The organism is Tardiphaga sp. 768_D3_N2_1, assembly GCF_052076105.1.
Taxonomy (GTDB): Bacteria; Pseudomonadota; Alphaproteobacteria; order Rhizobiales; family Xanthobacteraceae; genus Tardiphaga.
Window position 1 is genome coordinate 2,247,251 of sequence record NZ_CP197245.1, and the last position, 24,246, is coordinate 2,271,496.

The 24,246-nt window shown below is 61.6% G+C and carries 24 protein-coding genes, 1 tRNA gene and 1 other RNA gene; 16 read left to right on the forward strand and 10 right to left on the reverse strand.

Features of this window, described 5'->3' with window-relative positions:
• Positions 1–2 precede the first annotated feature (2 nt).
• Together pflB and AB8A27_RS10355 are read right to left on the reverse strand one after the other, a co-directional pair.
• Positions 3–2,273, reverse strand: coding sequence for a formate C-acetyltransferase (gene pflB / locus AB8A27_RS10350; RefSeq protein WP_441241825.1), 2,271 nt, complete (start codon positions 2,271–2,273; stop codon positions 3–5).
• Between the two features lie 364 nt (positions 2,274–2,637).
• Positions 2,638–3,090, reverse strand: a complete 453-nt coding sequence (locus tag AB8A27_RS10355; RefSeq protein WP_441241826.1) for a hypothetical protein — start codon at positions 3,088–3,090, stop codon at positions 2,638–2,640.
• 345 nt (positions 3,091–3,435) lie between these two features.
• Between AB8A27_RS10355 and AB8A27_RS10360 the strand changes: the two genes are divergently transcribed.
• From AB8A27_RS10360 to AB8A27_RS10370, 3 genes are all read left to right on the forward strand, one after another.
• Entirely contained in the window at positions 3,436–3,609 is a 174-nt protein-coding gene (locus AB8A27_RS10360; protein WP_199488644.1) for a hypothetical protein, read from the forward strand.
• A gap of 45 nt (positions 3,610–3,654) precedes the next feature.
• Entirely contained in the window at positions 3,655–4,308 is a 654-nt protein-coding gene (locus tag AB8A27_RS10365; RefSeq protein WP_441241827.1) for a hypothetical protein, read from the forward strand.
• Between the two features lie 129 nt (positions 4,309–4,437).
• A complete protein-coding gene (locus AB8A27_RS10370) occupies positions 4,438–4,707 on the forward strand; it encodes a hypothetical protein (protein ID WP_441241828.1) in 270 nt (89 codons plus the stop codon).
• Between the two features lie 147 nt (positions 4,708–4,854).
• On the opposite strand, the gene AB8A27_RS10375 is transcribed toward AB8A27_RS10370, so the two are convergent.
• Positions 4,855–5,259: an HdeA/HdeB family chaperone gene (locus AB8A27_RS10375; protein ID WP_441241829.1), complete on the reverse strand. Its 405-nt coding sequence runs from the start codon at positions 5,257–5,259 to the stop codon at positions 4,855–4,857.
• A gap of 117 nt (positions 5,260–5,376) precedes the next feature.
• Here AB8A27_RS10375 and AB8A27_RS10380 point away from each other — a divergent pair, with 117 nt between their 5' ends.
• On the forward strand, positions 5,377–6,693 hold the full coding sequence (locus AB8A27_RS10380; RefSeq protein WP_441241830.1) for a TAXI family TRAP transporter solute-binding subunit: 1,317 nt from the start codon (positions 5,377–5,379) through the stop codon (positions 6,691–6,693).
• A gap of 141 nt (positions 6,694–6,834) precedes the next feature.
• Here AB8A27_RS10380 and AB8A27_RS10385 read toward each other — a convergent pair.
• Positions 6,835–6,924 (reverse strand) — tRNA-Ser (locus tag AB8A27_RS10385).
• 169 nt (positions 6,925–7,093) lie between these two features.
• On the opposite strand from AB8A27_RS10385, the gene AB8A27_RS10390 reads away from it, so the two are divergent.
• A complete protein-coding gene (locus tag AB8A27_RS10390) occupies positions 7,094–7,510 on the forward strand; it encodes a hypothetical protein (RefSeq protein WP_441241831.1) in 417 nt (138 codons plus the stop codon).
• Between the two features lie 39 nt (positions 7,511–7,549).
• Positions 7,550–7,902, forward strand: a transfer-messenger RNA (tmRNA) gene (ssrA, locus tag AB8A27_RS10395).
• An 82-nt stretch (positions 7,903–7,984) separates the two neighbouring features.
• On the opposite strand, the gene AB8A27_RS10400 is transcribed toward ssrA, so the two are convergent.
• Both AB8A27_RS10400 and AB8A27_RS10405 read right to left on the reverse strand, forming a co-directional pair.
• Positions 7,985–8,224: a hypothetical protein gene (locus AB8A27_RS10400; protein WP_441241832.1), complete on the reverse strand. Its 240-nt coding sequence runs from the start codon at positions 8,222–8,224 to the stop codon at positions 7,985–7,987.
• 380 nt (positions 8,225–8,604) lie between these two features.
• Entirely contained in the window at positions 8,605–8,865 is a 261-nt protein-coding gene (locus AB8A27_RS10405; RefSeq protein WP_441241833.1) for a hypothetical protein, read from the reverse strand.
• A gap of 231 nt (positions 8,866–9,096) precedes the next feature.
• On the opposite strand from AB8A27_RS10405, the gene AB8A27_RS10410 reads away from it, so the two are divergent.
• From AB8A27_RS10410 to AB8A27_RS10450, 9 genes are all read left to right on the forward strand, one after another.
• Positions 9,097–9,219 (forward strand): hypothetical protein, encoded by a 123-nt coding sequence (locus AB8A27_RS10410; RefSeq protein ID WP_283804893.1) that lies wholly within the window; start codon positions 9,097–9,099, stop codon positions 9,217–9,219.
• A 342-nt stretch (positions 9,220–9,561) separates the two neighbouring features.
• The gene (locus AB8A27_RS10415) at positions 9,562–10,497 is read left to right on the forward strand and encodes a septal ring lytic transglycosylase RlpA family protein (protein ID WP_441244876.1); all 936 of its coding nucleotides are present in this window, start codon (positions 9,562–9,564) and stop codon (positions 10,495–10,497) included.
• Between the two features lie 120 nt (positions 10,498–10,617).
• On the forward strand, positions 10,618–11,877 hold the full coding sequence (locus AB8A27_RS10420) for a D-alanyl-D-alanine carboxypeptidase family protein (protein WP_441241834.1): 1,260 nt from the start codon (positions 10,618–10,620) through the stop codon (positions 11,875–11,877).
• Between the two features lies 1 nt (position 11,878).
• Complete coding sequence (tmk, locus tag AB8A27_RS10425) at positions 11,879–12,565, forward strand: dTMP kinase (RefSeq protein ID WP_441241835.1); 687 nt, start codon at positions 11,879–11,881, stop codon at positions 12,563–12,565.
• Positions 12,562–13,608, forward strand: a complete 1,047-nt coding sequence (locus AB8A27_RS10430) for a DNA polymerase III subunit delta' (RefSeq protein ID WP_441241836.1) — start codon at positions 12,562–12,564, stop codon at positions 13,606–13,608. Before tmk ends, AB8A27_RS10430 begins: the two co-directional genes overlap by 4 nt.
• A gap of 72 nt (positions 13,609–13,680) precedes the next feature.
• Positions 13,681–15,246 (forward strand): methionine--tRNA ligase, encoded by a 1,566-nt coding sequence (gene metG, locus AB8A27_RS10435; protein WP_441241837.1) that lies wholly within the window; start codon positions 13,681–13,683, stop codon positions 15,244–15,246.
• 9 nt (positions 15,247–15,255) lie between these two features.
• Positions 15,256–16,062: a TatD family hydrolase gene (locus AB8A27_RS10440; protein ID WP_441241838.1), complete on the forward strand. Its 807-nt coding sequence runs from the start codon at positions 15,256–15,258 to the stop codon at positions 16,060–16,062.
• On the forward strand, positions 16,059–16,856 hold the full coding sequence (locus AB8A27_RS10445; protein WP_441241839.1) for an MBL fold metallo-hydrolase: 798 nt from the start codon (positions 16,059–16,061) through the stop codon (positions 16,854–16,856). Before AB8A27_RS10440 ends, AB8A27_RS10445 begins: the two co-directional genes overlap by 4 nt.
• Positions 16,857–16,989: 133 nt before the next feature.
• Positions 16,990–17,373 (forward strand): nuclear transport factor 2 family protein, encoded by a 384-nt coding sequence (locus AB8A27_RS10450; RefSeq protein WP_441241840.1) that lies wholly within the window; start codon positions 16,990–16,992, stop codon positions 17,371–17,373.
• Between the two features lie 77 nt (positions 17,374–17,450).
• On the opposite strand, the gene AB8A27_RS10455 is transcribed toward AB8A27_RS10450, so the two are convergent.
• The 3 genes from AB8A27_RS10455 to AB8A27_RS10465 all read right to left on the reverse strand — a co-directional run bounded on the left by AB8A27_RS10455 (position 17,451) and on the right by AB8A27_RS10465 (position 22,133).
• Complete coding sequence (locus tag AB8A27_RS10455; protein WP_441241841.1) at positions 17,451–19,100, reverse strand: acyl-CoA synthetase; 1,650 nt, start codon at positions 19,098–19,100, stop codon at positions 17,451–17,453.
• A gap of 121 nt (positions 19,101–19,221) precedes the next feature.
• Positions 19,222–21,105 (reverse strand): TRAP transporter large permease, encoded by a 1,884-nt coding sequence (locus AB8A27_RS10460; protein WP_441241842.1) that lies wholly within the window; start codon positions 21,103–21,105, stop codon positions 19,222–19,224.
• A gap of 8 nt (positions 21,106–21,113) precedes the next feature.
• A complete protein-coding gene (locus AB8A27_RS10465; RefSeq protein WP_441241843.1) occupies positions 21,114–22,133 on the reverse strand; it encodes a TRAP transporter substrate-binding protein in 1,020 nt (339 codons plus the stop codon).
• A 254-nt stretch (positions 22,134–22,387) separates the two neighbouring features.
• On the opposite strand from AB8A27_RS10465, the gene AB8A27_RS10470 reads away from it, so the two are divergent.
• Entirely contained in the window at positions 22,388–23,161 is a 774-nt protein-coding gene (locus AB8A27_RS10470; RefSeq protein ID WP_441241844.1) for an SDR family NAD(P)-dependent oxidoreductase, read from the forward strand.
• 151 nt (positions 23,162–23,312) lie between these two features.
• On the opposite strand, the gene AB8A27_RS10475 is transcribed toward AB8A27_RS10470, so the two are convergent.
• Entirely contained in the window at positions 23,313–24,161 is an 849-nt protein-coding gene (locus AB8A27_RS10475) for a helix-turn-helix transcriptional regulator (protein ID WP_441241845.1), read from the reverse strand.
• Positions 24,162–24,246: the final 85 nt, after the last annotated feature.

Consider the following 24,246-nt stretch of genomic DNA (forward strand, 5'->3'; position numbering starts at 1 on the left):
GCTCAGATCTGGCCGTGGAAAGTACGGCTGATCACATCACGCTGTTGCTCTGGCGTCAGCCGGACGAAATTCACGGCGTAACCCGAAACCCGGATCGTGAGTTGCGGATACTTGTCCGGATTCTTCATCGCGTCCTCGAGCGTCTCCCTGTCGATCACGTTCAGGTTCATATGAAATCCGCCGCGATCGAAATAGACGTCGAATGCCTTGGTCGCTTCATCCACGAGCTGATCATCCGACAGATGAGCCTTCTGGGGAGCGACCGAGACCGTGTAGCTGATGCCGTCCTGCGCATCCTTGTAGGGAAGTTTTGCGACCGAGAGGCAGGAGGCGAGCCAGCCATGGCTATCGCGTCCGTGCATTGGATTGGCGCCAGGCCCGAACGGCTCTCCCTTTCGCCGACCGTCGGGGGTGTTTCCCGTGGCCTTGCCATAGACGACGTTGGAGGTGATCGTGAGTACGCTCTGGGTATGCGTTGCGTTCCGGTAGGTTGGGTGCTTGCGGATCTTCTCCATGAAGCTGGTCACAAGGCTTGAAGCGATCTGATCGACCCGGTCGTCGTTGTTGCCAAACTGGGGCGTCGACTGGTTACCCTCGTTCTTGTAGTCAACAACAAGTCCTGTTGCATCCCGCGTAACGCGGACCTTTCCGTATTTGATGGCGCTGAGACTATCGGCAACCACCGAAAGACCTGCGATGCCGAATGCCATCGTGCGCAGGATATCGCGATCATGGAGCGCCATCTCCAGACGCTCATAGAAATACTTGTCGTGCATGTAGTGGATGCAGTTCATCGCATGGACGTAGATCTTGGCGAGCCACTCCATGGTGGTATCGAACTTGGCCATGACGTCGTCGAAATCGAGGAAGTCGCCCGTAACGGGCTGCGACTTCGGGGCAACCTGTTCGCCGGATACTTCGTCCCGGCCGCCATTGATGGCGTAAAGCAGCGCCTTCGCCAGGTTGACGCGCGCGCCGAAGAACTGCATCTGCTTGCCAAGACGCATTGCCGAAACGCAGCAGGCAATCCCGTAGTCGTCTCCCCAGAATGGCCGCATCAGATCGTCATTCTCGTATTGAAGCGAGGAGGTGTCCTTGCTCACCTTCACGCAATAGCGCTTGAAAGGCTCCGGCATCTTGGTTGACCACAGCACCGTGATGTTTGGTTCGGGCGCAGGGCCGAGATTGTAGAGTGTATGCAGCATCCGGTAGCTGCTTTTGGTCACCAATGCCCGGCCATCCAGATCCATTCCGCCAACACATTCGGTCGCCCAATAGGGGTCGCCGCTGAACAGTGCATCGTAATCAGGCGTGCGGAGGAAGCGAACGATACGGAGTTTCTGAACAAGCTGGTCCCAAAGTTCTTGCGCTCCGGCCTCGTCCAGAATGCCGGCTTTCAGGTCACGTTCGATGTAAATATCGAGGAAGCTCGATATGCGGCCGATCGACATCGCAGCGCCGTTGGCTTCCTTGATGGCGCCCAGATAGGCGAAATAGGTCCACTGAAATGCTTCCTGCGCATTCGCTGCAGGCTGGGATATGTCGTGACCGTAGAGCTTCGCCATGGACGCAAGATCGGCCAGCGCGCGCATCTGCTCCGACAGTTCTTCACGTGTCCGGATGATTTCATCGGTGGGCCACATGTCGTCGATCTGGGCGCGCTCCGCCCGCTTGGCCTCAAGGAGACGGTCGGTCCCGTACAGAGCCACCCGGCGATAGTCGCCGATGATGCGGCCGCGGCCGTAAGAGTCGGGCAGGCCGGTGACGATCCCCGATCGTCGACAATTCATGATCTCGGGTGTGTAGACGTCAAACACGCCGTCATTGTGCGATTTGCGATATTTCGTGAATGCTTCGTGGACGCGCGCGTCAGGTTTGAAGCCCGCGGCTTCCAGGCCGTTCTCGACCATCCTGAGGCCGCCGAATGGAAAGATCGCGCGCTTGAAGGGCTGATCTGTCTGCAGGCCGACAATGACTTCGTTATCCTTGTCGATATAGCCAGCATTATGGGCCAGCATGGTTGAAGGCGAGGCGGCATCGACCGCAAGCACGCCCTTCTTTCTCTCATCCGCAAAATAGGGCTGCAGCTTTGCCCAGACCGCTTTCGTGCGCTGTGTGGGACCTGCGAGGAAGTCCTCGTTTCCGGAGTAGGGCGTGACGTTCCGGACAATGAAATCGCGAACGTTGATCGAGGTCTGCCAGTCTCCTGGCCGAAATCCTTTCCAGCGGTCCCCGGTGTCGGCTTCCTTCCTGAGGGCGGCACTTGCTTTCATGATACGCCTCCGTCCGATGTATTTCGATTGATTGGCTCGATTGAGCAAATGCCATACGAGCAACGGTGGCGCATGTTGGTCTGGCTGAGGTGCTGATGCTTGATCTGGATCAAGCTTATGCAGACGTCGTTGCGTCGACACACGTCGCGCTTGTCAGCGCTTTTTTCGATCCGGGCGATTGTTGATTTTGACAATGCCCTCTTTCTGTTCTGCCGCGCGCCGGATCGGGATCCGTGATGCAGGCGCGATGCGGGCGGCGTTGTTCTCGGGGGGGGGGGGGGCTCGTTCGACGGAATTGATATCTTCACTTTGCAGCGCACTTTGTGCGCTGCGTGCGTGACTTGGCGAGCGTCGCGGGCAAAAATTACCAACCGTAATAATAGCGCGCGGCGCCATAGCGGGGATAATAGCCTCCGCCCCCATAGGGAGCGCAGTAGTCGGAAGCATATCCACTGCTGTACGCGTAGCTGCCACCATAAGGGTATCCGCTGCCGTAATAGGGGTAAGCGTCGCCGTAATAGGCCGACCCTGCGATTGCGCCGCCTACCACCGCGCCGGCAGCGGCTGCGCCCCAGCCCCAACCTCGGTAGCCTCGATAGCCCCAGCCCCGATACCCCCAGCCGCGATAGCCGCCCCAACCTCGGTAACCCCCGCCGCCGTACCAGCGGCCGTAGCGCACTTGCAGCACTGGCGTGTCCAGCGCGGTCTTCATCGCGGCGACATTGGTCGGCAGTGGTGCTGCCGTAGCTGGTGAGGCAGCAATACCGATGGTAGTGATGGCAGATGCAGCAACGACCGTTGCCTTGATGAAGTTCATGACGTCCTCTCCATGGTTGAGATGGAACGAATTGAGCCGAACGATGCTCCATCTTTCGTTGCGAGGCAGCTCAAGGGCATCGCGATGCGATGGTTCCAGCGCTCGGGAGCGGGACCTTGACCTAGATCAACGTGGCCACCTCTGACCGGTCGCTATTGGGCCAGGAAGGTCCGGGTCGATCGACTTCAATCGGATCGTTGTCGTTGCTATCTCGCCGGCGCGATCCGTACGGATCTCTCTCTCGTCGCGAGCCGGTCGGCAGTTGGCTGGCGGATCAGCCGAGTCGTACTGCCGTTCGACATGCATGAACCATCCGCAGCTGTGCGAACTGAGAAAGGGTTCAAGATGGCTGAAACACCCAGGCTCTCCGTAGAGAAGGCTCTAAAAAAATTAGTTGAAAGCGAGATGAAAGCGGATAGCGCATCGCGCGTCTCGAAGATCGATGCGCTGGATGAAGAAATAAAGCGCATGAGAGCGCAGCGTCAGCGACTGGACCGGAAACCGCCCAAGCGCGACTAGGCTTCAGATCAAGCGTCTAGAATCTTCAGCGCGGGAGTTTCGTCGATGGTTGTGAGCGAGCCGGGTTTGACGGACGCCTATCTGAGAACGCCCCGGGCCGCGGGTCTTGCGGGCATCATATTCTCGGTCCTGTTGTTCGCTGTTTTCGGCCTCATGCGGCTCTCTGTGCCTGCTGATCCTTTTGAACAGGGGGCCTGGCTTGCGGGGGATACGACGTATGTCACGCTCGCCATGAATCTCGTGCCGTTCGCCGGGGTTGCCTTTCTCTGGTTCGTGGGCGTGCTTCGCGATCGACTGGGCGCGCGAGAGGATCGGTTTTTTGCGACGGTGTTCCTTGGGAGTGGCTTTCTGATGCTGGCCATGCTCTTCGCTGCTGCTGCGGTTGTCGGCGCGATCATTGTTGCGTTCCATGCGGCGCCGGAATTGCTCATCCACTCCGGTACTTTTCACTTCGGCCGCGGCTTGGCCTACGGAATGGTCAACATCTACCTGGCGAAGACGGCGGCCGTCTTCATGATCACAACATCGACGATTGCCGTCTATACCCGTTTGACGCCGCGTTGGCTTGCGTTCGGGGGATATGCCATCGCGGCCGTCCTTCTCTTCGGGAGCAGTTATTTCGACGGAAGTTTGCTTGCATTTCCGCTGTGGGTTCTCGTCGTCAGCGCGACTGTGCTGTGGGACAGGCAGGCTGCTTGAGTTTGACCGGGTTAGCGTTAGCGCCAGCGAAGGTTGGGGGGACCGATATTGAGTTTCACCCTGCTGTCCATTCTTCCAGGGTGATCCTCATGACTATGACCGTGACGGCTATCGCACCATAAGTGGAACATGCAGATGTGGATCCTGATGTACGTCTTCTCCTATTCTGTCAGCCCCGTGGCCACAAACGACAAGGCAGAATGGAGGGTCCTTCCAACGGTCGTGTTTCAGGAGTTCTCCAGTGAAGAAAGATGCAGGACAGCCAAGTTCACACTTGAGGGCAGCTTGAAGGAGGCCGGGGCCAAGCTCAGAAGTGGTCTGGAAGACCTGAAGAGCATCGGCAAGGCTGACCCGGCGCAGATCATCATTGCCTATAACGTGGAATGCCTGCCGAAATAGGATCCGTGGCTACGATCTCGTTATCACCTCATCCCGGTCGCGCGATGCCTTGCGACGAACAGACGGTGGGGCCGGGAAATCCGGATTTACCCGGAGCGTCCATCCCGTTTCATTCTGTCACTGTCCGTGAGCAGGTGGAGAGTATCCTTATCGCCGTCGCGGGATATTGAGTCCGAGCGCCCGCTCGGCACCGGACATCACCGTTTCGCGCGGACTTGCGGCGCAATAGTCTTTCACCGTCTTGGCGGCCTGCGCGAATTGATAGAGGTCGATGGTGGTGTTCTTGATGCTCGCATTGTAGTAGCCGCTGAGCCACATGGTGATGCCGGAGAAATCCTGGAAGCCGAGTTTGGTCAGTTCACCGCAAGTCATCTTGCTCATGTCGACCACCATCGTGTCTTTTGCAGCGGCCGGCCCGGCCGATAGCGATATGTGGTCGCAACCAACAATTTGCGCATGCTTGTCCCCATTCCATTGTGCGCACCTGGTCGCGCCGTGTCTGGATGCGCAGGATTTCGCTGGAAGGAGCTTGTCAGGCTTGATCTGTATCAACGGAAGGCCTGATCACGGGTCTACTCGTTTCGCTCATGTTCTGTTGGCTGGCGAGCAGCCTCTCTTCTCATGTCGCAGGGTCACGGCGGAGAAGATCATCGGGTCGAGACGCGCAGCATGGACGCGACCAAGCTACCCACCTGGCTGCGGATCATTCTGGTCGCAGGTGCCGCCATTCTGATTGCGAGCGCCAGTCTTTATGCTTGGCACTGGTATGCCCGGCCTGCGACCCTCACCATTGCGGTGGGGTCGCTGGATGGCGAGGCGAGCAAGCTGGTCTCTGCGCTGGCAAGCAAGCTCGTGCAGCAGAAGGCGCCGGTACGGCTCGACATCGTGGAGGCAGGAAGCGCTGCCGGCGCAGCGGAGGCATTTTCATCCGGCAAGGTCGATCTTGCCGTGGTCAGGGGCGATGTTGGTGACCTCTCGCAGGCACAGGCGGTCGCCGTTGTGACGCATACGGTGCTTCTGTTGGTGGCGCCGCCGGGCTCCGCCATTACCGACATAGCGGGCCTGAAGCGCCTCACCGTTGGCGTGGTTGGTGGCGATATCAATCAGCGGCTCGTGAAGGTTCTGACCGACGAATATGATCTCGCGCGATCGGGAGTCATCTTCAAGAATGTCGGGCTGGCCGACGTGCGGCGGATGATCGACTCCAGGGAAATACGCGCGGTCCTGATCGTGATGCCGCTCGCGGAGAAGTATTTTTCGCTCCTGCGCAGCCTGTTCCCGCAGGGCGGGAAGTCCGGCCCAACGCTGATACCCATCGAATCCGCTCCCGCTATCGCTCAAAAGGAGCGAGCCTATGAGTCCTTCGATCTGCCGAAAGGCACGCTGCGCGGTTCTCCGCCCAATCCGGCGGAAGACATCACGACGCTGCGAACCTCGTTCTATCTGGTCGCCCAGAAAAAACTGGGCAGCGATCTTGTTGCGGGCCTCACAGAATCCGTGATGAAAGCACGGCGCGAGCTGCTTGCAGACTACCCGCTCTTTGCACAGGTCTCGGCGGCCGATACGGAGGCATCTGCCTATCTGCCGGCACACCCGGGTGCGGCTGAATTCTACAACGGCACGCAGGTGAGTTTTCTCGACAAATGGGGCAACATCATCTTTTTGGCGCCGATGATCGCGGGCGCCGTCGCGTCCGTGCTCGCTGCGTCGTTTAAATTTCTACGGGCGGAGCCATCGCTGACACGTGAGGAGGCGCTGGACGTGCTCTATGCACTCGGACGGCGTATCCGGGGCAGCAGCGGGGAAGCCGAACTCGACGAAATCGAGCGCGAAATCGACCGCGTCCTTCATGCCCAGCGATTGAAGCGAGCGTCGGGCGAGGGGGATGTCGTTGCGCTGAACGTAGCGGCACATCGGCTGGAAAACTTGATCCACGATCGCCGGCTCCTGTTTGGGGCGCAGCAAGCTGGCGCATTGAGAGATTGAGCCTGGAGCAAATCCGCTTCGTCGTTTCTCAACCGCCTTTATCTCCGGTGCCCCAGTGGTCCCCATGATTTGTGGGGCGGCTTGCAGGGGGAACGTGTCGCGCCGGAAATAGCAGAATAATCAAATTCTTAAGAGTATTATTGGCGGAAGGGGTGGGATTCGAACCCACGGTACCCTTGCAGGCACGGCGGTTTTCAAGACCGCTGCCTTAAACCACTCGGCCACCCTTCCGTCGTGGGACAGCGCTTAGCAAAGCGGCCTGCCGAGGGAAAGAGAGGATTGCGTCGGGGCGGCCGTTCGGGGCCGAAATCATCGACACGGGATTTCCTTGGGGCCGGTCGGTGCCGGGGCGCCGGGCGTGCTAAGCAAGGCCTGACGATTCTGAGCGACGGAGACCATCATGGCAAACCCGACACCGCGCGCCGACGCCTTGCGCGCGATGCGCGAGGCCAAATTCGAGGCTGCGCAGCGGCTGATCAAGGAAGCGGGCAAAGTCGCCGCGCCCGCGGAGAACAAGCCCGTACCTGCGGCAAAGCAGGCGGCCGCTGCTCCGAAACCTGCCAGGAAGCCAGTTGCAGAAATCCGGGTGAGTGAGGCGCAGGCCACCGAAGCTCGGGTGACGGAAGCCTCGTCTGCAGAAATTGCCGGAGCCAAGCCTGCAAAGACCAAGGCGGCTAAAGGACAGCCCACCGGGGAAAAGACGGCGGCATTGAAGGCGGCCAAGGTGAAAGTGGCCAAGGCAAAGCCCGCCGCCGCGAGCACCGGGACTGCCGCAAAAAAGACTGTCGCCAAAAAGAGTTCCGTCAAAAAAGCCTAGCCGGCAGCGGCATTCCGCCCGGGGAGCAAGGCGGAAGCGAGCCTAGATTTCGCCGGCAATCGCGCCTATATCTGGTTCGTCGCAAGACGATGGCGCTGAACCTTACGATGGACTGCGGGCAGACCCGGGGGCAGTACCCGGCGCCTCCACCTCAGCAGCTCGAGGCCTCATTCAGGTGGGGTCGATTTCGCCGGACGGTGAAATGCACGGGCTGCTCAGGCGGGGGCGAAACAGGATCGATGGCCGCGAAGAAGTCGTGAATTGTGCTCGGCATGATACCGCCGTTATCGGGTCAAAACCTAAATGCAAACGATAACGTTCGCATGAACGAAGTGCGCCTCGCGGCGTAACCGTTCGGGGTAGGTCCACCTTGCAACAGAACGGCCATGGCCGCGTCAATCTTCGGGTTGGCGCGGCTTTTAATTTGCCGGGTATTTCTGGTTTGCGGTGTCGGAGGGTGGAGCTTCCGCGCGTTCAGTGCCGGGTCTTGCCCGCCTGCAGGAACGGCTGCCGCGCATTTTCGTGTTTCTTGTAGAGTTCGAGCCAGCGCCGGTCTTCGGCATGGGCCCATTGTTCGAGCGAGATCCCAGGTGGGCGGCCGTGACCGATGGTGCCATCGAGGCGGGTGAATTCCACGGTCTCTTCCACGGTCAGTCCGATCAGCACCCGGATGCCCTGGTCATTCAGTTCATAGCTGTCGTCATCGTTGATCATGCCGGCAATTGAGCAGGGCTGTAGGTGCGGTCAATGCAATTACGGGTTTAACCTAACCGATCAACCTTACCGGCAGAATGCGCGCATGATTGTCGGTAGCTAATCACGTTACAACGCGACGATACCGTGCTTTGCCGCCAGCTCACTCCGCGTCATCACGAAGCGCTGCGCGCCGGGGCTATGCTTGCTGTGGGCGCGCAAATTGTCGCCGACGCCACGACGTAATTTTAACAGATTGCATGCTCACATTCCGTGTCGTTCGGTCGATGCGATGGAGCAGGCAATGGCACGCAATTTCGGCGTTCCCCGACAGTTTACCCCGCGCGCGCACGCGCCTGTCTGGCCGCTGTGGGTGGTGGCTTTCGCGGTCGTCGCCGTGATCAATGCAGCGACATTCCTTCCGCACTAGCGGGGGCAGGTGGCTGATCACTCGGCGCTGCATTCGGCAGGCGCCACGACGCGAGCACGTAAAGCTTCATGCTGTTTTGGAAGCGCGATGTGACGGCGGTGAAGATGGCTTCGGGATGCTCTGCCCAGATCGCGATCTGGTAGAGCGTCACGATCAGGTGGCCATCGCGAAATCTGTACTCTCCCGCGCCAGTGATCCCGCCGCAGTCCGTCCTTGAAACGTCCATCTCCATCCCCAAATCCTGCCGCAAAAATCCCGCCCAGGAATCTCGTCGGCGCGCTCAGCGATCAAATCAAGATCGTGCGCGATCGTTCAACTAACAAATAGTTGAAATCGGCCGGGGCGGGGGTACGGAAATTAATCTTCGTTAGCAGCGAGCCGCAAATTCAAACCAAACGGCGGCGGGGATTTTAAAAATCGCAATGTATTGCTGTACCCAACGAGAATGCCGGGGGGCTTCGTGGTGATCGAGACGTTGTTGTTGCTGAGTGTTGTTGCCGGTGTCGGCGGCCTGCTGGTGCAGGTCTATCGCTGGCGTCAGGACGTATTGTACGGCCCGTATATCCGCCGCGAGTGGCGCGATTGATCATGCGCGGAACAACTTGAGGGAGAACTCCGCGCGCTGTGTCGGCGCGGGAGCTGTGCCAATCCCGCAAAAACAGGCTTGCGGAAGCAGTGGACACAGGTGCGGTTTCATTTCCACCGAACGGCGCGCCCCCTCACGCGCTATGTGCAGTGCGAGATGATCACCCGTTGGGCGGGTCAAAAATACGACATGCTCTGTTTACCATACCGGGGCTCTCCCCATTTCCGCCGCGATCCGGCTGCGATATATTCACCACTTGATGCGGAAGTGGGCCGCATCGGGATTTTGGCCGTGGGCATGCCCGGAGATGGGCAGGCGGCCGCTGGAATGGTATTGGGGCGTATGGGGATTCGTGGGTCAAACCGACTCGGCCAGGCTGTTCAGGCAGCAGCGGCCATCAGCGCCTGCCTGGCGCTCGCCAATTGTTCGTCTTCCACCACCAGCTTCAGCCGCGTCGATCCGAAATATGGCGTCTCGAGCAGCCCCCGGGTTGTCGGGATGGGTGAGCCGGTTCCCAAGGGCGGCGGTACCTACCGTATCGGCAAGCCCTACACCGTCGCCGGCAAGCTCTATGTGCCGGAAGAAAACATCAATTACCGCGCTGAAGGTATCGCGTCCTGGTATGGCGACGCGTTCCACGGCCGCCTGACGGCCAATGGCGAAGTGTTCGACATGGCCTCGCTCACCGCAGCCCATCCGACGCTGCCGATCCCGAGCTATGCCCGCGTGACCAACGTCTATAACGGCAAGTCGCTGATCGTTCGCGTCAACGATCGCGGCCCATATCACGGCAACCGCCTGATCGACGTCTCGAACAAGGCTGCCGAATTGCTCGAATTCAAGGGCAATGGCACCGCCAAGGTTCGCGTCGAATATGTCGGCCGCGCGCCGCTGGAAGGGTCGGACGATCGCCAGCTTGTTGCCACGCTGCGTACCGGTGAACCCGCACCGTCGCCATCTCTCGTTCGCGTCGCCTCTGCGCGTTCCTTCGTGCCTGACATGCAGGGCGGTCGCGTCGTCTCGCGCGATGTTCCTCTGCCGGAGGGGCGTCCGTATTCGCTCGGCAATACCTCGGCCGACGTAGCGTCCATCCGTTCGACCTCGGAAATGTCGGCGTCCAGCCGCATGCGCACCGCATCGGCCCCGCGGATGACCGAGAACCATCGCGCGGTGTCCTATGAGAGCAACGCCGCTTACGCAGCACCTGCCGAACCGGATGACGGTACGGTCGACGCGCGTGGCGCCCAGGCGATCCTGTCCGGCCGCGGTCTCTACTAAGCCGGCTCGTCTCACGACTGACACCAGACGGGCGCAGCACGGCGCCGTGATCCGCGTTGCACCTTGCCGCGTTGTTTGCCATCGGTGATCCTGTTAAGACCTGAGTATTCAGGACAGCACATGGCATCTGGCTCTATCCCCTTGAAACGACCGCAATTCGCCGTGCGGAGCTGGCGGACGCTTCTGGCTGCCCTGGTGGCTTTTGGCGTTGCCCTCGGCCCAGGCGCGCAGGCGGCGAACCAGAGCGTGCAGGGCGCCAAGAAGGTCGTCGAGGACGGCGGTTACGACACCGATGCGCCGACCGCGATCCTGATCGAGGCTGGCTCCGGCAGCGTGCTGTTCGAGAAGAATGCCGACGAACTCCGCGCGCCCTCCAGCATGATGAAGCTGATGACCGTGGAATTGGTGTTCGATGCGCTGACCCGCGGCGACATCAAGCTCACGGACGAATATCGCGTCAGCGAGAATTCCTGGCGCAAGGGAGGCGCGCCGGCAGGCGCATCGACCATGTTTGCTGCGATCAACAGCCGCGTGCCGGTCGCTGATCTCTTGCGCGGTGCCATCATCCAGAGCGGTAACGATAGTTGCATGATCCTGGCCGAGGGCATCGCGGGCGGCGAGGCGGCCTTTGCCGAGAAGATGACGGCACGGGCGCGTGTGCTCGGCATGCCGAAATCGACCTTTGCCAATTCCAACGGCCTGCCGGACCCCGGCAACAAGATGACGGTGCGCGAGCTCGGCGTTCTCGCCCGCCATATCGTTCGCACCTATCCTGAATTCTACAAGCTGTTCGGCGAGCGCGAATTCACCTGGAACAAGATCCGTCAGCAGAACCGCAATCCGCTGCTGGCGACGCTGGAGGGCGCTGACGGCTTCAAGACCGGCTACACCAAGGACGGCGGCTACGGCATGGTCGGCTCGGCCATTCGCGACGGCATGCGGCTGATCGTGGTGATCAACGGTCTGGACGATCCGGACGATCGCGCGACTGAAGCAAAGAAGCTGCTGGAATGGGGCTTCAGGAATTTCGAGGCCCGCACGCTGTTCGCGGCCGACCAGACCGTCGGTTTCGCCAAGGTGTTCGGCGGCGAGAGCCGCTCGGTCGCGCTCTCGGCCAAGGAGCCGGTGAAGGTGATGGTGCAGAAAAACGGCACCGACAAGCTGATCGCCCGCGTCGTCTATAAAGGCCCTGTGCGTGCGCCCGTCGAGCCCGGTCAGCCGGTCGGCGTGATCAAGGTCTGGCGCGGTGCCAATATCGCCGTGGAGACTCCGCTCTATACGGCGGCTGCCGTCGGCACCGGATCGACCATGCGGCGCGCCGTGGACGGCGCCGGCGAGCTGGTGATCGGATTGTTCCGCGCCGGCGCCGAGAAGCTTTGACATGGCGGATGCGCACACGACACCGCCGCCGCGCGGCCGCTTCGTCAGTTTTGAGGGCGGCGAGGGCGCCGGCAAATCAACGCAGATCAAGATTCTGGCGGACCGGCTGGAGGCCGAAGGCAAGCGCGTCATCGTCACCCGTGAACCCGGCGGCTCGCCCGGCGCCGAGATCATTCGTCATGTGGTGCTGTCGGGCATGGGCAAGCTGCTCGGCCCCGAAGCCGAGACGCTGCTGTTTGCCGCCGCGCGCGACGACCATGTTCATGCGGTGATTGCGCCGGCGCTCGAGCAGGGCATCTGGGTGTTGTGCGACCGTTTCTCGGATTCGACGCGGGCCTATCAGGGTCGGCTCGGACATGTCTCGCCGGAGCTGCTGAATGCGATGGAGCGCGTCACCATCGGGAGGCTCAAGCCCGATCTCACCGTCATTCTCGATATCCCGGTGTCGATCGGCATGCGACGCGCAGCGGCGCGACGCGGCACTGATGTGCCCGACAGGTTCGAGGCCGAGGGCATCGCCTTTCATCAGGGGCTGCGTGACGCGTTCCGGCAGATTGCGGCCGATGAACCGCAACGCTGTGTGCTGATCGACGCCAATGCAGATCCAAAGATCGTATCGAACAATATCTGGGGCGTGTTGCGCCGACGCCTTCTGACGCCGTCGAACCACGAGGCAACACCCGCATGAGCGCAAAGTCATCCGAGCAAACGATCTCGGCGCCGCATCCGCGCGAGACGACCGCGCTGTTCGGTCATCAGGGTGCCGAGGCCACGCTGCTCGATGCCTATCGCGGCGGTCGCATTCCGCATGCTTGGCTGATCGGCGGCCCACAGGGCATCGGCAAGGCGACTTTGGCCTATCGTATGGCGCGTTTCGTATTGGCGCATCGCGATCCCACGTCCGCACAGGTTCAGTCAGCAACGTCGCTCGGTCTCGATCCGATGCATCCGATCGTGCGTCAGGTCGCCGCCGAATCCCATGGCGGTTTGCTGACACTGGAACGCTCGCTCAACGACAAGGGCGTGATGCGCACGGTAATCACCGTGGACGAGACCCGCGAGACCGTATCGTTTTTCGGCTCCACCGCCGCTGTCGACGGCTGGCGCGTCTGCATCGTCGATACCGTGGATGAGCTGAATGCCAACGCAGCCAACGCACTGCTGAAAGTGCTCGAAGAACCGCCGCTGCGCTCGCTGTTCCTGTTGATCACACATGCGCCGGCGCGCGTACTGCCAACCATCCAGTCGCGCTGCCGCAAGCTGCCGCTGCGTGGGCTGTCGACAGTGGATGTAACCCGCGCCACCGCGCAGGCCGCCGAACTCGAGACCAGCGATCCACTGCTGAAGGAGGTCGCTGAAGCCTCTGAAGGCAGTGTGTCGCGCGCTCTGAATCTGCTTGGAGGCGGTGCACTGAAACTGCACCAGCGCACCGCCTCGCTCCTGAATACGCTGCCGCATGTCGATCCACGCGAGCTGCATGCACTGGGGGATGCGCTGGGGACCAGCGACCGTGTCGCGCTCGGCGCTTTTGTCGACAGTGTCGACCGCTGGATCGGCGAGCGCATGCGGGCCGATGACGCCAATGCCAACGCCAATCTGCCCCGCCTTGCGCGGCTGGCGGAGGTATGGGAAAAGATCAACCGAGCCGCGCGCGAGACCGAATCCTACAATCTCGAGCGAAAACCGCTGGTTTTCTCGGTATTTGGACTACTCGCCGAAGCAACGCGCTGATCGCTGCGAGATTGGTTTCCGCCGATCCGCGCTTCACCAAGATCGTCTTATTCAAGGTCCGTAAAGTCAGCCATGACATCTGCAACCGATGCAACCCGACCGGCGTATTTCCTGACAACGCCGATCTTCTATCCCAACGGCGTGCCGCATATCGGCCATGCCTATACGGTCATGGCGACCGACACGATTGCGCGCTTCCAGAGGCTCGACGGTTACGACGTTCGTTTCCTGACCGGAACGGATGAGCATGGTCTCAAGATGCAGCAGACCGCCGTCAAGGAAGGCCTGACGCCACTCGAACTGGCCGACCGGAATTCCGAGCGTTTCCGCGAGATGGATACCGCGCTCAACATTTCCTATGACGACTACATTCGCACCACGGAGCCGCGTCATGCGCGCTCCGTTCAGGCGCTGTGGGTCGCGCTGGAGAAGGCGGGCGCCATCTATCTCGACAAATATGCCGGCTGGTATTCGGTTCGCCAGGAAGCCTATTTCGACGAAGCGGAAACAACGCTCGGCGACGATGGTGTCCGGCGTGAGCCGCTCGGCTCGCCGGTCGAGTGGACCGAGGAGGAAACCTATTTCTTCCGTCTGTCCGCATACCAGGACAAGCTGCTCGATCTGTATGCGCGTGTTCCTGACTTCGTGTTGCCGCGCGAGCGCCTCAACGAAGTGACGAGCTTCGTCAAGGGCGGCCTGCAGGATCTGTCGATTTCGCGGACCACGTTCGATTGGGGCATCAAGGTGCCGGATGCGCCCGGCCATGTGATGTATGTCTGGATCGACGCGCTCACCAATTACATCACTGCCGCCGGCTATCCGGATGTCGATGGCGAAAGCTTCAAGCGCTACTGGCCTGCCAGCCTGCATGTGATCGGCAAGGATATCGTTCGCTTTCACGCGGTGTACTGGCCTGCATTCCTGATGGCTGCGGGGATCGAGGTCCCGCATCGCGTCTTCAGTCACGGATTTCTTCTCAACCGCGGTGAGAAGATGTCGAAGTCGGTCGGCAACGTGGTCGATCCAATCGGCATGGCCCAGCAATATGGCGTCGATCAGATGCGCTATTTCTTCATGCGCGAAGTCTCGTTCGGGCAAGACGGCAGCTACAATCACGAAGCCATCGTCAACCGGACCAATGCCGACCTCGCTAACGATCTCGGCAATCTCGCGCAACGTTCGCTGTCGATGATCGCCAAGCAATATGGTGGCGTGCTGCCCGAGCCCGGCGATTTCAGCGACAACGACAAGGCCATCCTGGCGCAGGCCGACGGCATGCTGGAGCTCGCGCGCACCGCAATGGCAACGCAGCAGATCCATCAGGCGCTGAATGCGATCTGGGCTGTGGTCGCCGAGGCCAACCGCTACTTCGCGGGCGAGGCGCCGTGGGCGCTTGCCAAGACCGATCCGAAGAAGCAGGCCACGGTGCTCTACGTCACCGCCGAGGTCGTGCGGCAGGTCGCGATCTTGGCCCAGCCGGTGATGCCGGCGTCCTGTGCGAAGCTGCTCGATATTCTCGGTGTCGTCGAGAACGCGCGCGATTTCACGGCAATTGCCACCCGCATCAAGCCTGGCACGCAACTGCCGACACCGACCGGCGTGTTCCCGCGCTATGTCGAGCCGGCGGCTGCGAGCTGAGTTGACGTGATGCTGGTCGACAGTCATTGCCATCTGGACTTTCCCGATTTCGCCGAAGACCTCGACGGCATCGTCGCACGCGCGGAAGCCGCAGGCGTCGGCAAGCTCGTGACGATCTCGACGCGGGTGCGCCGGCTGCCGGCATTGCTGGCAATCGCCGAACGTTTCCCGAATGTCTATTGCTCGGTCGGTACCCACCCGCACAATGCCGACGAGGAAGACGGCATTTCCGCGGATGAGCTGGTCGAACTGACCAAGCATCCCAAAGTCATCGCGCTCGGCGAAGCCGGCCTTGATAACTTCTACGAGCACGGCTCATCAGGCGCGCAGGAGCGAGGCTTTCGTGCCCATATTGCCGCGGCCCGCGCGACCGGCCTGCCGCTGGTGATCCACACCCGCGAGGCGGACGAGCAGTGCGGCAGTGTTCTCGCAGACGAGATGGCGAAGGGGCCATTCAAGGCGGTGTTGCATTGCTACACCGGCGGACGGGAGCTGGCGATGAAGGCCATCGACATGGGTCTGTCGATCTCCTTCACCGGCATCATCACCTTCAAGAAGTCACAGGAGCTGCGCGATCTCGCGGCTGAGCTTCCCGCCGACCGCATCATGGTCGAAACCGATGCACCGTATCTGGCGCCCGGCAAATGGCGCGGCAAGCGCAACGAGCCATCCTATGTGGTCGAGACGGCGAAGGTGCTTGCGGAAACGCGAGGCGTGTCGCTCGAAGAGTTGTCGCGGCAGACCACAGAGAACTTCTTTCGCCTGTTCAGCAAGGCATCCGCCGAGAGCGCGCCTGGCACTGGCGTGCCGGCATGACATTGGTGCTCACCATTCTCGGCTGCGGTTCCTCGGCGGGTGTGCCGCGTCCTGCGCTGGGCTGGGGCGACTGCGATCCAGCCAATCCCAGGAACCGGCGCCGTCGTTGCTCGATGATGGCGGAGCGGATCGGGCCGGAGGGCGTCACGCGCGTTGTCATCGACACTTCGCCGGACCTGCGCGAGCAGCTCATCGACGCTGATGTCGATGACATCGATGCGGTCTTCCTGACGCATGAGCATGCGGACCAGACCCACGGCATGGACGACCTGCGCTCGGTCGTGTTGAAGCGCCGCAAGCGTATTCCGGTCTATATGAACGCCTCCACGGCGAGCGATATCATGCTGCGCTTCGGCTACTGCTTTCAGTCGCCTCCCGGCAGCGACTATCCGCCGATCCTCGATCGCCTCGGCATCGAGGCCGGCGAGAGCCGGACCATCACCGGGAAGGGCGGCGACCTGACGCTGACGCCGTTCCTGGTTCAGCATGGCAACATCCCGGCGCTCGGCTACCGGATCGGCAACACCGCCTATACGCCTGATCTCAACGACATTCCGGAAGAGAGCTGGTCTGCGCTCGAAGGTCTCGATCTCTGGATCGTCGACGGGCTGCGCTACACCCAACATCCCACGCATTTCAGCATCAGTGATGCGCTGTCCTGGATCGCGCGCTTCAGGCCGAAGCGGGCGGTCATTACCAACATGACGGCGGATGTGGATTACGAGGCGGTGAAGGCGATGCTGCCTGACGGCGTGGTGCCCGGCTATGATGGCATGCGGCTGGAGGTCGGATAGGTGGTCGCTCCCTAACCTGCAGGAAATGGAAGAACAATTTTCTCAACGCTAGCGTCAAACCTTATGGAGAGCTGCGGCGAACCAGATTGATGGCTTTTCCTGCTTCACGTGTTCAACAAGGCAGAATAACAGCATGATGGATTTCGACCCCACCGTATTCGCTGCAGAATGGTGCGCCGCGTGGAACGCGCACGATCTTGACCGTGTTCTTGCGCACTTCCACGACGACGTGATCTTTACTTCACCCATCGCTGCGAGCCTCTTGCCTGAAACAGGTGGTGTAATCCGCGGCAAAGCGGCCCTGCGCAGTTATTGGGAGGAGGGCCTTCGCCGCATTCTCGATCTCCATTTCACCGTTGAGGCTGTATTCGGCGGCGTTGATACGCTCGTGATCCAGTACCGCAACCAGAAGGGCGTCAACGTTTCCGAGGTGCTCGTGTTTGACGCGGGTCTGGTGCGTCAAGGACACGGCACTTATCCAACCAGGATCAATAATCCGGCGGGAACCAGCAGCTAACGGAATCCGCGGCAATGGCGGTCGTCATGGAGTCATCTGAAGGCGGACGTTGGTCATTAGATATGAACGTATAGCCGCTACGAATTGAACGACCCCGTCGACTTCACCTGATCCCGCAGCATGAATTTCTGGATCTTGCCTGTCGACGTCTTCGGGATCACGCCGAACACCACCGCCTTCGGTGTCTTGAAGCCTGGCATCTGCGCGCGGCAAAACGCGATGATGTCGGCTTCCGTCGCCGCCGCATTCGGCTTCAGCTCCACGAAGGCGCACGGGACTTCGCCCCATTTGGCATCGGGTTTGGCGACCACGGCGGCGAACAGCACTGCAGGGTGTTTGTAGAGCACGTCCTCGACTTCCACCGACGAGATGTTCTCGCCTCCGGAAATGATGATGTCCTTGGAGCGGTCCTTGATGGTCACGTAGCCGGCAGCGTCGAGCACGCCGAGATCGCCGGTGTGGAACCAGCCACCTTCGAACGCCTCCTTGGTGGCCTTCTCGTTCTTCAGATAGCCCTTCATCACGATATTGCCGCGGAACATCACCTCGCCGATGGTTTCGCCGTCGCGCGGCACTTCCTGCATGGTCTCGGGATCGATTACCGTGACGCCTTCCTGCAGATGATACGGCACGCCCTGGCGGCGCTTGAGCTGGGCGCGTTCATCGGCGGGCAGGGCATCCCAGCCGGGTTGCTCGGCGCAGACCGAGGCCGGGCCATAGACTTCGGTCAGGCCATACACGTGGGTCAGCTTGATGCCGATCTTCTCGGCGCCGGACAGAACCGCCATTGGCGGCGGCGCGCCGGCGATCGAGCCCTGCACCAGCGGTCCGCCGGAATAGGTGGGGGCATCGGGCGCGTTGATCAGCGTGTTGTAGACGATCGGCGCGCCGGACATGTGGGTGACGCCGTGCTCGCGCATCAGCGCGAAGATCTTGGTCGGGTCGACCTTGCGCAGGCAGACATTCACGCCGGCGCTTGCCGCCACGGTCCAGGGGAAGCACCAGCCGTTGCAGTGGAACATCGGTAGGGTCCACAGATAGACCGGATGCTGGCCGAGACCGGCGGCAAGAATATTGGAGACCGCGTTGAGATAGGCGCCGCGATGATGCGTCACGACGCCCTTAGGGTTGCCCGTGGTGCCCGAGGTGTAACCGAGCGCGATGGCGTCCCATTCGTCAAGCGGGAAGGCGCTGGTGAAATCCGGGCTGCCTTCGGCGAGGGCGGCCTCATATTCGAGCTCCCCGATCCGCTGGCCGCCGGTGAAGGAGGCGTCGTCGACATCGATCACGGTCGGCTTCGGGCCAGTCATCAGGCCGAGGGCCTCGGTGATCACACCGGAGAATTCCGGATCGACCAGCAGCAGCCTTGCGCCGCCATGGTCGAGCTGGAACGCGATGGCCGCGGCGTCGAGCCGGATGTTGAGCGCGTTGAGGACGGCACCGGCCATGGGCACCGCGAAGTGGGCTTCGTTCATCGCCGGCAGGTTCGGCAGCATCGCGGCGACGGTGTCGCCGCGGCCGATCCCGCGGCCGGTCAGGAACGAGGCAAAGCGCCGGCAGCGCTCATAGGTCTGCGCCCAGGTGAAGCGGCGTCCCTCATAGACCGTGCTGGTGAGGTCCGGATAAACCGCCGCGCTGCGCCTGAGAAAGCTCAGCGGCGACAGCGGCACGAAGTTGGCCGGAGTCTGGTCGAGGCCAACGCTATAGGCGCCCTGATCTGGGATCATTTTGACACTCTTTTATTTTAGTCAGTGAGTTACGAGAGATATCTCACTTATCAGTTTATGATTGGAATGATCTTCCAAAGTCACGCAAGGTAATGACTACAACCTTCTGAAAGATTGTATCTTAAAGGAATCCAATCGAAATCCACGGGAAGATCGCGACGATGATCAGGCCGATCAGCAGGGCCAGCAGATAGCCGAGGATGGGCCGGATGCCTTCCGCCGGATCGACGCGGCCGATCGCACAGGCCGCATAATAGCCGACGCCGAAGGGCGGCGCGAATAGTCCGATGCCCATGGCAAGGATGACGACCATCGCATAGTGGACCTCATGGACACCGACCAGCCGCGCGATTGGGAACAGCAGCGGCCCGAATAGCACGATGGCCGGGATGCCCTCCAGCACGCTGCCGAGGATCACGAAGGCGACGATGGACACCGCGATAAAGGTCGCGCCGCCACCCGGTAGGCCCGTCATGGCCGCCGCCAGCGAGCGCGAGAAGCCGGACTGCGTGAGGCCCCAGGCCATGCCGGTCGCGGTTCCGATGATCAGCAGGATCGCGCCGGAGAGACAGGCCGTATCGACCAGCATCGGTTTCAGCCGGCTCCAGTCGAACTGGCGATAGATCAGCAGGCCCGCCAGCACGGCATAGACGATGCCGATGGTGGAGACTTCCGTCGCGGTCGCCACACCCTCGACCACGGCAGCGCGGATCACGAAGGGCAGTGCGATGGCCGGCAGCGAGATGATGAAGGCCTTGCCGATCTGCGCACCGGTCGCCCGCTTCACATGGCTGAGATCCTCACCGCGATAGCGCCACCACACCAGCACGCCGAGCGTGATCGCCAGCACGACGCCCGGCAGCAACCCGCCGGTGAACAGCGCCGAGATCGAGACGCCGGTCACCGAGCCGATGGTGATCAGCACGAGGCTCGGCGGAATGGTCTCGGTCTGCGCGCCGGTCGCCGAGAGCAGGGCGACGAGATCACCCGGCTTGGCGCCGCGCGCCTTCATTTCCGGGAACAGCACTGGCGCCACCGCCGCCATGTCGGCGGCCTTGGAACCGGAAATGCCGGAGACGAGATACATCGCGCCGATCAGCACGTAATGCAGGCCGCCGCGGACATGGCCGAGCAGGCTGGCGAGGAACGCCACCATGGCGCGGGCCATGCCGGTCATCTCGATCAGCAGGCCCAGGAACACGAAGAGCGGCACCGACAGCAGGATGAGGTGGCTCATGCCCTCGTCCATGCGGCCGACCAGCACCATGATCGGCGTCCGCGTGGTCAGCGCCATATAGCCGAAGATCGCGAGGCCGAATCCGAACGCGATCGGCACGCCAGCGAAGACGCAGAGCGCCACGACGCCGACGAAGAAGATGATGAGGTTCAGATTGCCGAGGGTGCGCAACAGCGGCTCGGCGAGCCAGAATACGCCCATGATCGCCACGACGGTTGCCAGCGCCGCCAGCACGGTCCGCTTGTCGCCATAGCGCAGCAGCCGGAGCAGGGCGAACAGCGACATGATCGTGATGCCCACAGGCAGCGCGGCGGCACGAAAGCTGTTGGCGATCTGCAGCGCCGGTGTCGTGATGTAGCTTTCCTCATAGGCATATTCGAAGGACGGCCCGACGATCATCAGCAGGAATGCCAAAGCGGCGGCGGTTGCGATCACGTCCAGAAAAGCCCAGGTCCGCGGCCCGGCCGACGCTACCAGCGCGGTCATCCGCATATGCTCGCCGCGCCGGAACGCGACGGCCGAACCGAGCATCGCCAGCCACAGGAACAGGATCGATGCCAGTTCGTCCGACCACACCAGCGGCCGGTGCAGGCCATAGCGCGCAACCACGCCGGCAAACAGGATGATGACCTCGGCGACGACCAGCAGCGCGGCCGGGATTTCCACCAGCGCGCCAAGGATCTTGTCCAGCGAGGTCAGCAATGCCTGCGGGCGAGTGACGGGTGACGTCGCCTCGCCCGGCGCCTGCGTGAGTTCGGCATGGGCCATCGGACTGCTTACGCCAGCTTGCCGACGGACTTCTCGAGCAGCGACCAAGCCTGGTCGCCATATTTGCCCTTCCATTCCGCATAGAAGCCGGCCGAGCGCAGCTTGTCACGGAACGGCGCCACCTGCGGCTGGTTGAAGATCAGGCCCTTGGCGAGCAGTTCGTCGCGGACCGTGCCGTTCAGCTTCGCGGTATCTTCGCGTTCCTTGACGGCGGCGGCGTTGATGTTCTTTGCCACGATCTCGCGCAGATTGGCGGGCAGGCGCTCCCAGGCGCGGCGATTGGCAAGGAACCAGAAGCCATCCCACATGTGGTTGGTCATCGAGCAGTATTTCTGCACTTCGTAGAGCTTCGCCGTGGAGATCAGCGCCAGCGGATTCTCCTGGCCTTCAACGACCTTGGTCTGCAGGGCCGAATAGACTTCGCTGAAATTGATTGAGGCAGGCGCGCTGTCGAAAGCCTTGTACATGGAAGTCCACAGCGGCGACACCGGCACGCGGATCTTGAAGCCCTTGAGGTCGTCAGGGCCGTTGATCGGGCGCGTGGACGAGGTGGTCTGGCGGAAGCCGTTGTCCCAGATCTTGTCCATGACGACGAGATTGGCCTTGGTGATCTCGCCGCGCACGTAAGCGCCGAGTTCGCCGTCCATGGCCTTCCAGACGGTGTCGTAATCAGGGAAGGCGAAGCCGATGCCATTGATCGATGCGGCCGGCACGAGCGTCGCGAGGATCAGGCCGGAGAGTGTGAAGAACTCGACACCGCCGGAGCGGATCTGGCTCAGCATGTCGGTGTCTGAACCGAGCTGGTTATTCGGAAATACCTGCAGATCGACCTTGCCGCCGGTCTCGGTCTTGATCGCCGCCGACATCTCGCGGGCACGGACGTTGAGCGGGTGCGTGTCGGGCAGGTTATTCGCATATTTGTAGACGAATTCGGCCTGCTGGGCGCGCGCCACGAAGGGCATGCCGATGCCACCCATTGCGGTCGCGGCAGCCGATGCCTTCAGCAGAGTCCGGCGTGAAATCGTCATTTTGTTTCTCCCAACCACTTCTTTGTTTGCCTTTGTGAGGCGCAAGGGCCCTTGCCGTCTGGTCATCATGCCCGGCCTGTCCGGTCAAGCCTTTTTGCGGTGCGACCAAAGGACAAGGCCCAATAAAGGACGCGGGCACACGGCTTTTGCACCGCGCGAATTTGTGGGAAGCATCACGCGAATGCAGCTGCCGGCAGTCAGGACCGGCCAAGCACCGTCTGCAGGAAACGCAAGGACAGCATATGAAACACCCGATGAGCTTGGATCACCGCGTCGCGATCATTACAGGCGGTGCCTCAGGCATTGGCCTGGCCATCGCCAAGGCGGCCGTGGGCGAGGGGTGGAAGGTGCTCCTCGCCGATCTCACCCAGCCTGCCCTGGATGCGGCCAAGGCCCAGATCGATGCGATCATGCCCGGCAAGACCCAGACCGTGGTGATGGACGTCGCCAATGAAGACGCTGTGATCGCCGGATTGAAGGATTGCGAGCAGGGTTTCGGTCCGGTGCGCGGTCTGGTGAACTCTGCGGGTATCGGCCGTCAGGTGCCGTTCTTCGAGACCTCGGTGAAACTGTTTCGCGAGATCCTCGACATCAATCTGGTCGGCACCTTTGCCGTCGCCAAGGAAGCCGCGCGGATGATGCAGGCGCATGGCGGCGGCGCCATCGTCAATGTGGCGTCGGTGTCGGGGCTGCGCGGCAATATCGAGCGCTCGGCCTATGGCGCATCCAAGGGCGGCGTCGTCACGCTGACCCAGGTGATGGCCTGCGAACTGGCGCCGCTGAAGATTCGCGTCAATGCGATTGCGCCCGGCCCGTTCGAGACGCCGATGGTGCAGGAGATGCACACGGCGTCGACGCGCGAAGGCTGGATGCAAGTGGTGCCGCAGCGGCGTTATGCTGAGCCGGAGGAGGTTGCCGGCGCCGCGATGTTCCTGCTGGATGACAACAAGTCGAGCTTTGTGACGGGTCACGTTCTCAATGTCGACGGTGGCTTTGCCGCGCACGGGTTGCTGCCGAAATATCCGTAGGGCGCTCGCAACAAACCCGTCATTCCGGGTTTTCGACAGGACCGGCTTGCCGGTCGTGGCGAAGACCCGGAATCTGGATGTGATGAGCACTGCAGGATTCCGGGTTCGCGTGCGCAAGATGCGCCCGCGCCCCGGAATGACAAGCCTGGAATTAGCCTGTCTTAGCCTCAATCAGCGCCTTCATCCGCTCGGCATCCGCATTCGTCGCAGGCGTGTAGACCACCATGCCCAAATTCGGCTGGCCATCGACCGAAAAGGTAGAATAGCTCATCGTGAACGGTCCTACGACCGGATGATTCACGTGCTTCTTGCCCTCGCCGTAGCTGCTGACATCGTTATCGTGCCACATCGCCGCGAAGTCGGGGCTTACCTTGCAGAGTTCGTCGATCAATATCTGGGCGCGTTTTGATGCGCCGCTGCGCGTGATGTCGGCGCGAAATGCCGCCACGGCGAAGCGCGCGTCATTCTCCCAATCCGGCATCTTGGCGCGGACATTCGGACGACAGAACAGGATACGCAGGACGTTGCGCTCTTCGGGCGCGATGTTTGGATAATCGCCAAGCACGGCCAGCGCCGCACGATTCCAGGCCACGATATCCCAGGTCGCATTCCTCACGACGGCAGCGCTGAACTCCATCGAATCCAGCACGCGCTGCAGCGTCGGCGTGACGATATCGGACGGCTCAAAGCGGACTTCCGGCAGCCGGTGCTGCGCCAGCAGAAACAGATGCTCGCGCTCGATTGCCGACAATTCCAGCGCGCGTGAAATCCGGTCGAGCACATCGGCCGATGGCGCGCCGCCGCGGCCTTGCTCGAGCCAGGTGTACCAGGTGGCGCTGACATTGGCGCGCTGCGCGACTTCCTCGCGCCGCAGGCCCGGTGTGCGGCGTCGCTCCGATGAGAAGCCGAAGGCCACGGGATCGAGCCTGGCGCGGCGATCCCGAAGATAAGCGCCCAGTGGATTGGAGCCTGCGCGGGGAGTTGTTTCGGTGACCGTCATGCTCAGCCTGTTAGTCGCCATACCCGTATAACGTCACGGCTTCACGCAGTGTAGCGCAGGACCGATACATCCGCGCAGTCACAAG